The organism is Bacillus sp. 007/AIA-02/001 (assembly GCF_004634455.1).
In the GTDB taxonomy this organism is placed as follows: Bacteria; Bacillota; Bacilli; order Bacillales; family Bacillaceae_G; genus Bacillus_A; species Bacillus_A cereus.
On record NZ_SEIY01000015.1, the window covers coordinates 1,843 to 12,067 of the forward strand.

The window sequence follows — 10,225 nt, forward strand, 5'->3', positions numbered from 1 at the left end:
AAAAACTCTGGTAGTTTAAATGCAATATCAAATAAATGCGCTAAAGAAGGTAATAAAAAAAGCACCACAGTTCGTGCAATGCCCTCAATTCCATATTGTGATGAATACGTACCATCTAATTTTGAAGCCTTACTACCAGTTATCCAATCTAATACAACTACCCATACCAAAATGATAATCCAAATTAAATTAGATTTACCATATAAAAAATTAAATATAGTTCCCAATCCCCCACTAATTACAGAAGCAACTTTAAATTGGGTGGTATTAATAACATCCAGTACATTTAACGTTTTTACAAGTTCATGAATTCGTTCCAAACTTTCACCCCCCTTTTTACATTTCAAAGCAAAATAAAAAAGCCTGCTTTGGCACGCTATCGCTTAAAAGATTTACATATTCATTTTCTTCCACGCATACTCTAGTGGTTCATTTCGTGGCGGTTTCATTACTTCTTTTTCAGAAGTTCCTCCCTTATTTTGAGATAAGTTATGCATAACGCCTCGACGAATAGAGATTTGCCTAATACCTGTTCGTATCCAATCATCGGGATTTAAAATATCCCCTTGATGTGTTAGGAGTTGCCTAACGCCTGTATGTGAAAAATCGATTGGATTAACAATACTCCCTTGACGATGTGTATTGATTTCACGTATTCCCTCATGATATAGCGTTGTTGGAGATATAATTATACCCTGATGTGTATTAATTTCGCGTGTTCCCGTACGGTATAGATTTGTTGGAGATATGATCATACCTTGAAGTACTGCCATATACTTACCTCCTACTTATTCAATCCGTAAAGCTACATAGTAATCACTAAATGAATTAAATTGATTAGATATAGGGGCCGACGTGTAAAATAATTTGTACTTATGAATTTCCCCATTTTCAACAACCTCTGTAATATCACCATAAATAAAACCGCTACCTCTATAGATGTAAAAGCCATCGTACTTCCCTCTAAATCCTTCACGACTATCTCCCATGTATAAAGGAGTGAAAACTATCTTTCCTTCATTAGAGGGTGCCTTTAGAAGGACTTTATCCCAATAAAATGTAGAGTTTGTATCAGAATATGGAACGGAACCTGAAAATTTACTTCTATCAGTTATATGTGTAGCTGTTTGACCGCGAGAACCGCAGCTAAACATAACACTGAACGGGCAAGAATACGGTGAAAATAATTCCGGTTGATAGTATTCCTCTGGAAGACCTATAAAACCAATCACTGTCTTTCCTTTGTGAGATGGGATTTCATCATCATTTGCATATACACAATAAATGACAGTATCTTTATCGACGTATAGATATAGGTCAACCATATATTTTTCATAATTTAAAGCAATTGCCCCACTAGAATAATTTGCTTTCCCTTGATGGAATACTAAAGAGAACCAAACTTCTTCTCCAGTTCCACTCCCACCCTCTTTATCATAACCTCTGATTAGTCTGTAACTACCATCTGTATATTTCACATTCGGTTCTCTTATGTCATACGAACTTGATAATGAAGAATTTTTTGCAAGCGTATCATAAGGACGCAGCTCAATATAATTGTTTTTGGTTCCATCATTACCTGTAGAATACATAACAAAAATATTATTCTTATCCGGTTTGTCAGCATTTAATTGCTGCCATCCAGCCTTTTTCATTTCATCAATAATCTTCATAAAGACTTCTCTGCGCTCTAGTCTGTGTAACTTACAAATTTTATTTGTCATTTTATATGTTCCTCCTTAATTTAAACGTATTGCTTTTATAGAAACATTAAAAGTAGAGGTTGCTACGCCCTATTTTCTATATAAAGATGTACCTTGTTTGTATGATCTTTATCCTCACAAGGAATAGCCAAAATATCATATGTTCTTTTTTCTGATAAGCTTTTATAGACTTGATTCCCATTCTCTTTTTGATCGTACATAAATAACATTGGTTTAACGTTTGAATCATTTGTAACTTGAATCGTGCGAATATCGTATTTGTAACACCCTACATCCAGTGGCGTATATAGAACTTTCCCTGGTTCAATTGTAATTTGTACATTCCTCTCAATAAGGATTGATGGTGTAATCCCTCTTTCGGATGTATATCTATAAAATTCATTACAGTTCCCATATTGTATTTACCTCAATTATGTTTTAGATGAACATTAAAATAAATTGGTTCAAATGCTCGGACATTTGTATCCTTCACAGCCTTTACCCAAAAATCTCCCATACTTTGTTCAGCTACTGAATCAATCTGTATTTATTTATTTTTTTCTTTTCTAAATTTTGATCTTCTAATTTTCGCCTCAATTTCAGAAGATACACTTTCTAACAACCAAGTAGGAATCCATTTATCCCACCCAATCCGTACACCATTGGCTGTAAAACTATTAAAAGTATGATAAATTAAACCACCAGTTACCATAAAATAAAAAAACTCTGGTAGTTTAAATGCAATATCAAATAAATGCGCTAAAGAAGGTAATAAAAAAAGCACCACAGTTCGTGCAATGCCCTCAATTCCATATTGTGATGAATACGTAGCATCTAATTTTGAAGCCTTACTAACAGTTATCCAATCTAATACAACTACCCATACCAAAATGATAATTCAAGTTAAATTAGATTTATCATATAAAAAATTAAATATAGTCCCCAATCCCCCACTAATTACAGAAGCAACTTTCAATTGGGTGGTATTAATAACATCCAGTACATTTAATGTTTTTACAAGCTCATGAATCCGTTCCAAACTTCCACCCCCTTTTTTACATTTCAAAGCAAAATAAAAAAGCCTGCTTTGGCACGCTATTGTTTTAATTTAAATTATTTTTGCTATACGTTCGCTTTTTCCATGGTGATTCTAATGGTTCTTTTCTTGGTAGTGCTTGATTACGAATTTCCTCTTCCGGTATATACTGATTTTGTAGAAAATCTCCTTTAAATGTTGTAGCTGGAATTCGGACACCTCCGGTTACAAACAGACTTGGCATATGATTCGCTTGCCCTACGTTTGGAACCCTTTGTCCGCCCATATGGCCTACTAGATTTACTATTCTACTTCCTTTTCCTATATTGGATACCCTTTCTCCATCCATAGGACCTATTAATTCTACTATTTTACTTCCCTTTCCTATATTGAATACCCTTTCCCCATCCATAGGACCCATTAGATCTACTATTCTACTTCCTTTTCCTACATTTATTCTGCGAATACCTGTTTGCTGACAACCTATATTTAATATAGATCCTTTAAATACAACCATATCGCACAATCACCCAATTCTTATTGCTAAATGTGTGGAATTTTGTCCAAACGAGTTTGTGAACCTATTGCTTGAATTACCGGACCAATAATTACTAGATGTAAATAAAGGTTTATACACCTGAATACCATTTTCACTTTCCACTTCAATTGTATCATTTTTTGTTATTCTTCCATTAGATACAAATGAGTATATAAATCCAAGTTTACCTCTTAGGCCTGTTTGAGGATCATCTAAATAAAAATCTGTTAGCATCATAGGGCCTGAACCTGAACCACCATCAGAAGGGGAAGACCACCCTATGACCTGACTAAATGACATTTGATATCCTAATGGGACGTCTAAAAGCGCTGCAGGTTTATTTAAAATTAAATATTTATAACTATCTTCATAATAACCTGAACTACTCGATGCATTAATTACACATGAATAATATGGATCGTTTTTTTCTTTCAAATATGTTTCTTCAGGTATCCCAAAAAAATTAACAACAGGTGATGTATCAACACTAGGGTTATCTTGTTTAAATTTATCTACATTAGGTATTGTGACAAATATCATTCTATCTAGATCACAGTAATAATAATACTCTACTGGCAATTCAGTGCCCGTTGTTATTGAATTTGAATAATAATAACTTGGTATAGAATTAATAAAGTTCAATCTGCCATATCCTGAAATAGCAGATGACTTATGCGTTTTATTTTCAAAGTCCCATTCCTTATAAAACTCAAAAATCGCATTTGAATATCTTGTAGTTTTAATATTGTAGGAATTGTTACCAATGCCATTGGACCCTGCATAAAAATATAAAGCTAAATACATTGGAGTATTTCCTAAACTACCTTTAGAATGCAAAACAACACGATAATCTTTATGGTTACTTGCATCTTCAAGAATTCCCCATCCACTTTCCACAAATTTACTAACAAAAACGTCAAATAACTCCGCTCGTTTGCAAAAACCTTTTTTATAAATAATATCCATAAACTAAGAACCTCACTCTACTCTAATTGCTGCTGCATTAGTTACAAATGATGTATAGTTACTACTAGCACCACCTAAAACTGTATATCTATATTTTTGAATTTCATTATTAACTTTAATTTCGATTATATCACCATCAAGAATATCTCCTGTCTGAAGAAGATATACTCTTCCTAATCTTCCTCTCATTCCTGTCGTACTATCCCCATAGAACACCTCACTTAACACAAACTTTTTATCTATATTGGGCGATAACGGAGAGACTAAGCTATGAGTTCTTTGAGCGATCGTACTCTTACCAGAAACTTCGAGTAAGTTTTTAGGGTTATCTGCGACTCGTAAACAATAAGTACCAATCGAATTACCGCAGTATCCACTATTAGCATATACAGCACCGGAATAAGACTTATTTTCGTTTCTTTTACTCTCTTCAACGAAAGATTGTTCAGGAAAACCTAAAAATATAAGTCCATTTCCTAAACCAGTATATTTAAAGGGGACAACTACAAAAATAATAACCTCTTTATCGACATAGTAATAGTACTCCATATCAAACAGCTTATTATATTGCCTTGAATAGCTTATATTTGTATCCTGATTAGCTGTTCTTCCTGGAAAAAAGCAAAACGAAGACATTCCGTCTTGTGAATAGAAAACAGTATTGTTAGACTGCATTGTTCCCATTCTCATGGAGCCGTCAGTATAATCAGTTGTTCTTATATTATATGGAGAATAGTTAGAATCGTAACAAGTGAGATGAACAGCCATATGCTTATCTCCATTGTAACCATCTGTATAAAGACATATTTGGTCGTCCGTTAAATTACTCCCTTCTTTTAATTTCCATCCCCCATTCAATGCTACCTGAACAAATGTATCAAATAACTCATATTTTTTGCATGTTCCCTTTGTAAAAATAGCCTTAGTCATTTAATTTCACCTCTAAATTAATGTTGTTACTTTTAATACCACAGTATACAAAGAAGGAACATTACTAAAATTTTCAATAAACATGTGACAAGACTTTGTTTGATCTTTATCGTCACAAGGAATATTGATTATATCGTATGTTCTTTTTTCTTTAATACTGCTGTACTGAATTTGCCCATCTTTTTGTTTATCAAAAATTGTACACTCATAATCATTATTTGCTGTATTTTCAATAAAGATTGTCCTAAGTTCATACTTGTTTATACCTAGTTCAATAGGTATATACTTCTTTTCATTACTATTAATCTCAACCTTTACTTTTTTTTCGATAAGCTTTGGAAGAATATTTTCTGTTTGTTCTTCTTGCTTATAATATCGATTTACGACCATTGATGTTCCCATCTTTTCACCCCCAACTACTCATGTTCAAGATGTATTTGAAATTGTAATGGAGCAAGCCCAGCATAATCTGTTCCCTTTGTTACTTTTAACCAAAACTTTATTGTTTTTTCTGGATTTACATAAGGAATATTGATACTATCTTGATATTGACCTGGTTTACCATTACTGTCTAACGCAAGATCCGCCCATGACCATCCAAATTTATCTTCATATTGAGCAATACTTAAATTCACATTATTTGCTCGTGCAACTGAAGGATTCACAAGTTCTAGCATAATTTCTGATTTCCCTGATATCATATCTGGCAATCGAGTTTGTGCTAATGTTGAAAGCTCCTCACCTGAAAATTTAATTTCTAAATTAGATCCGAATCCATATACATCTCCACCATAAAATGTAGTCTTAATAACACCCAATTCTTTACCTTCAACATTTTTCAAAATAACTTTACCTGCAAATTCTAGTGACGGGAGAGTAATTTGAATACCAGTGTTATACCCTGTATTTCCATTGAAAATAATTCCCCCAAATTTATCTTCCATCTGCACACTTATATTCGGCGCTATATTAGCAATGGTTAACTTTCTTCCTCTTGTAGCAATAATGGAATCAATATCAAGATTTACAAATTTTGAATTCGATCCTTTTTTTAATACAACACCAAACTTACTACAGCTCATTCTATCTGAGTCGTAAAAATTAAAACCTTCGCCATAATCAGAAAAAAACGTCCAATCTTCATTATCTTTGCACGCCATCCACTTCAATTCAGTTGTTTCTCGAGTACCATCTTCTGTTTCTAAGAACTCGATATTCTCCTCACCGTTTTTCCAAACGATAATACCGCCTTTGTCATCTTCATGGGTTGGCGTATAATCAGCAGATACTTCAAATGCAAATTCTTTCTCATTTGGAAGATCTGCAAGTAATAATGTGTCACGCGAAACATTGTGTAGCATTCTAAAATATCCTTTTCGATCAATTAAAGAATAGCTACCGACAGGAGATGCAATCCATCTGGAATCGAACGTATCAAAATCATCCTTAAAGATTAAACCACTTCTTATTTGATATGGTTTTAATTTCTCATCAGGTAGTTTTAATAGTGTTGCACCTTCTTCTAAGTCAATAGCATCGATACTGATGTATTTCCCTGACAACTCAATAACGTGAATCATATCTTCAAGATTTTTCTTTTCATATGCAAGTGTTTGGTATTGCATAACTTCTCCTGAAAGTTTAAGGATTTCCTTTTGGCCATCAATTTTCAATTCAATGTCTTCCGGATAGGATGGACTTGTCATACTAATTAATCGGAACTTAGTACCCTTGAATAAAAATCTAGCCGAGATGGTGCTATCGTTATTGTCTTCCTTACTCTTCCAATGATAAGTATTATTGTAGCAACTAACATCAGCTTCAGTTGTTTTCCAGAAACCGTTGTATTCAATATTCTTATGAGTATCGTCAAAACGTACCCAACCAGGTTCCGGCTCAACTAACTTGTCACCTAATCTAGCAAGTAAGTATCCGTCAGCGTCAATGTCAATGGAATCTAACGACATAGCTTTACCAATCACTTTTACAGTATGCTTGCCACGGTCTAAACCTATTTTCTCGTAACGTATGACTTGGTTACCTGAAGGACTATTGTAAACCATAGTTTCTTCTTTACCATCAATAAGTACTTTAGAAGTTGCATCGTAACCACTGTCGCCATAAGCTAGAAGTCTAAGTTTAGTACCTACGAACTCAAATTCGAAACTCGTGTCAAGTTTCTTGTCGAGATTGTAATGAGTTGTCTTGTTGTAGTGCTTATCATTACCCGTGGTTAGTTTCCAGTTACCGATATAACGAATTAATGGATCGGTATCATCAATCCGTTTCCAACCTTTTTCAGGCTCTGTAAGAACAGTACCTACACCAGGTCGTGAAACAAGACTACCAGTGTCATCAATATCAATAGCATCCATTCGGAAGTCATATTCTAAAGCACCGGGTTGAGTTGTTATAACTGTTACCGTTACATCGTGCTCAATATCTTCTAAACCGAGTTTCTCATATTTCAAGACTTGGTTTGTATCTTGTGGTGCAATAGCGTCAAAATACTCTTCCGGTAAGTCATCAATTTTTACTCTGATTCTATCTGAATAATATTGATTAGTAGCACAACCAACAATGAGTCGTAACTTAGTACCTTTAAATTTGAATACCATACTTGCATTTTTACCCTTTTTAGCACAAGTACTTTTTCCGCCATAAGCACCATTATAGGCTACGTTTTTACTCCAGTTAGCATCATATTGAATGTATGTGGAGTTGTCATCATAACGTTTCCATCCATAGTTTGGATAAGTAGAAACATCACCAATACTTACAGGTAGTCTATCAATGTGTCCAGTAGCGTCGATATCAACACCAATAAATTGAGGGTCCCAACCTTCATGAGTTCCACCGTTGACTGTTACCATGTGGTATCCTTCATCTAGGTTAAGTACTTCACACGCAACTTTAGCTGGTCCGGATACAGGGAACATATTAACAGGATACTTCACTCCGTCAATTAATACGTGACCAAGTTGTTTTTCATTTGAGCCTAAGTTAGACGAATAAATCAATCTAAATTTTGTACCGAAGAATCTAAACTGAATTTTATCGAACGAGTACTTGATAGGTGGTGTTTGATTTTGGTAATCCATGCCACCGGTATAATCGAAATACATATTCTCCTTCGTGAAGCGTTTCCAACCGTCTTCTGGTGTAGCTAAGAAATCTCCAACTGTTATAGGTGGTTTTTCAATATAACCATCTGCATCAATGTCAATTGCATCAATATTAAGTCGATAAGTGCCTTTAGTTCCACACTGAATTCTAACTCTATGCTTCCCTTTAGTTAAGCCTAACTTCTCATATGCAAGACCTTGATATACCTTAGCAGATGCTATCTCGCTATACTTTTCTGTCACGCCATCAATTGTAATTGATATGTCATCTGTACGATATGATGCAACATCGAAGCAAGTAATAATTCTAAGCTGAGTTCCATAAAAATCGAATTCAACTGCACCTTTAGAGTCATTGTCTTTTACATAATGATAAGTACCATTATACCAATCAGAAGATGAGCCTTTTTCCCAAGTACCTTGATATTTAAGTAACGAGTCGGTTCCATCAAGGCGTTTCCAACCTGCCTCTGGCTGTTTTAGTTGGTCTCCGATCTTAACTGATGGCTTACCTCCAATTGAACCAGATTCATCAATGTCAATAGCATCAAGATTTATATATTTACCTTTTATTTCAACAGTATGCAATTTATTTGATAAACCTAACTTCTCGTATATTAACGACTGGTAGATAGCAGTTAAGCCTGAGGGTCTAAAGAAATTGATAGTTTCTTCTACTCCGTCAATTAGAATTTTAGCGCCAGAGTCATACTCAGATAACCCAATTCCAATAATCCTAAGTTTTGTCCCTGTAAAGTTAAATTTTATCGAAACTGGGTTAGAATCAGGTGGGATGTTTGAACTTGCATGTTTATAATGAATGGTTTTGTTGTAGCATCTACCATCAGCACCGCTTGTTGCCCATACACCATTGTATTCAATATTACTATCTGTATCGTCAATTCGTTGCCAACCAGGTTGAGGCTCGAATAATACATCACGTAGGTTAGTAGGAGTTTCTACTAAATCACCGCTTTTTATATCAAAAGCGTCTACTGCTATTAACGTACCTGTGAGCTTCACTGTATGAACGCCGTTGGGTAAGTTTTTCTCGTATAGTATAACCTGATACCGAGTCTTGTCCTGGTCAGTTGGAGTTTTAACCTTATATTTCTCAGTCACACCGTCAATTTCAATGGTAACATCCTCCCAAGAACTTTGGGAGTAGTTTGCTGAAATGACACGAAGGCCTGTACCTTTGAAAGAGAACTCTACTGTCCCTAATGTCCTGTTCGAGTGGTCAGGAACTCTATAAGTTGCCGTTTTATTATATCCGGGTTCATACCCTCCACCCTTAGCTAATTCCCAGTAATCACCTCTGTAATGAATTAGGGGATTTGTATCATCTACACGAGTCCACCCTGGTTCGGGTTGTAATAGAATGTCTCCTACTTTAGCAGGTGGGTTTGGTTTTACTATAGACCCCGTTTTGTCAATATCGATTGCATCTAGCGTTATGTCTATACCAGATAACTCAACTAAATGCTCTTTATCTTCAAGTCCAGTTGCTTCAAACATTAAGGTTTGCTGAATTCCGTAAATTGGTGGTCTTCCTTCAACCTTAGTTAAGTCGTAAGATACTCCGTCAATCTTTAAAATAGCTTTTTTCTGGAAATAACTGCTTAATGCTACAAGTCTTAACTTAGTCCCTTTAAATTTAAAGGTAGCAGACGCTTCTTCTGTACTCCCCGATGGTGCAGAATAATAATGAAGAGTTTCATTGTATGCACCTTTCTGAGTAGTTATGAAATTCCATTTTCCGTCATATCGAATATTTGAATCTGCGTCATCCATACGCTTCCAGCCAGGTTCTGGTTGAGGTAACTGGTCACCTACTTTAGCAGGTGGTCTTTCAATACTTCCGTCACTATCAATATCAATAGCATCGAAGTTTATATTAAGGCCGGATAGTTTAACTTTATGCTCA

At 34.9% G+C, this 10,225-nt stretch carries 8 protein-coding genes and 1 pseudogene; all 9 read right to left on the bottom strand.

Translation table 11 applies throughout. From position 1 onward, the window contains the following. Nucleotides 1-320 (bottom strand): phage holin family protein (locus ES895_RS22735; protein WP_135238688.1); only part of this gene is annotated, 320 nt, incomplete at its 3' end. Between the two features lie 72 nt (nucleotides 321-392). Continuing rightward, entirely contained in the window at nucleotides 393-773 is a 381-nt protein-coding gene (locus tag ES895_RS22740) for a hypothetical protein (RefSeq protein WP_240690240.1), read from the bottom strand. 15 nt (nucleotides 774-788) lie between these two features. Continuing rightward, the gene (locus ES895_RS22745) at nucleotides 789-1,724 is read right to left on the bottom strand and encodes a hypothetical protein (protein ID WP_098432071.1); all 936 of its coding nucleotides are present in this window, start codon (nucleotides 1,722-1,724) and stop codon (nucleotides 789-791) included. 526 nt (nucleotides 1,725-2,250) lie between these two features. After that, nucleotides 2,251-2,742, bottom strand: a pseudogene (locus ES895_RS22755) (phage holin family protein). 64 nt (nucleotides 2,743-2,806) lie between these two features. Then, nucleotides 2,807-3,256 carry a hypothetical protein gene (locus ES895_RS22760; protein ID WP_098432070.1) on the bottom strand — a complete coding sequence of 150 codons (450 nt, stop codon included), beginning with the start codon at nucleotides 3,254-3,256 and terminating at the stop codon, nucleotides 2,807-2,809. Between the two features lie 9 nt (nucleotides 3,257-3,265). Further along, on the bottom strand, nucleotides 3,266-4,243 hold the full coding sequence (locus ES895_RS22765; protein WP_098432069.1) for a hypothetical protein: 978 nt from the start codon (nucleotides 4,241-4,243) through the stop codon (nucleotides 3,266-3,268). 12 nt (nucleotides 4,244-4,255) lie between these two features. After that, complete coding sequence (locus ES895_RS22770) at nucleotides 4,256-5,173, bottom strand: hypothetical protein (RefSeq protein ID WP_098432068.1); 918 nt, start codon at nucleotides 5,171-5,173, stop codon at nucleotides 4,256-4,258. A gap of 12 nt (nucleotides 5,174-5,185) precedes the next feature. Then, nucleotides 5,186-5,575 carry a hypothetical protein gene (locus ES895_RS22775; RefSeq protein WP_098432067.1) on the bottom strand — a complete coding sequence of 130 codons (390 nt, stop codon included), beginning with the start codon at nucleotides 5,573-5,575 and terminating at the stop codon, nucleotides 5,186-5,188. Between the two features lie 14 nt (nucleotides 5,576-5,589). Then, a complete protein-coding gene (locus ES895_RS22780; RefSeq protein WP_240690241.1) occupies nucleotides 5,590-10,092 on the bottom strand; it encodes a hypothetical protein in 4,503 nt (1,500 codons plus the stop codon). Nucleotides 10,093-10,225: the final 133 nt, after the last annotated feature.

Excerpts from the sequence above, each read along its gene's own strand:
- ES895_RS22740 (WP_240690240.1), bottom strand. The coding sequence starts at position 773 with ATGGCAGTACTTCAAGGTATGATCATATCTCCAACAAATCTATACCGT.
- ES895_RS22745 (WP_098432071.1), bottom strand. The coding sequence starts at position 1,724 with ATGACAAATAAAATTTGTAAGTTACACAGACTAGAGCGCAGAGAAGTC.
- ES895_RS22760 (WP_098432070.1), bottom strand. The coding sequence starts at position 3,256 with ATGGTTGTATTTAAAGGATCTATATTAAATATAGGTTGTCAGCAAACA.
- ES895_RS22765 (WP_098432069.1), bottom strand. The coding sequence starts at position 4,243 with ATGGATATTATTTATAAAAAAGGTTTTTGCAAACGAGCGGAGTTATTT.
- ES895_RS22770 (WP_098432068.1), bottom strand. The coding sequence starts at position 5,173 with ATGACTAAGGCTATTTTTACAAAGGGAACATGCAAAAAATATGAGTTA.
- ES895_RS22775 (WP_098432067.1), bottom strand. The coding sequence starts at position 5,575 with ATGGGAACATCAATGGTCGTAAATCGATATTATAAGCAAGAAGAACAA.
- ES895_RS22780 (WP_240690241.1), bottom strand. The coding sequence starts at position 10,092 with ATGGATGACGCAGATTCAAATATTCGATATGACGGAAAATGGAATTTC.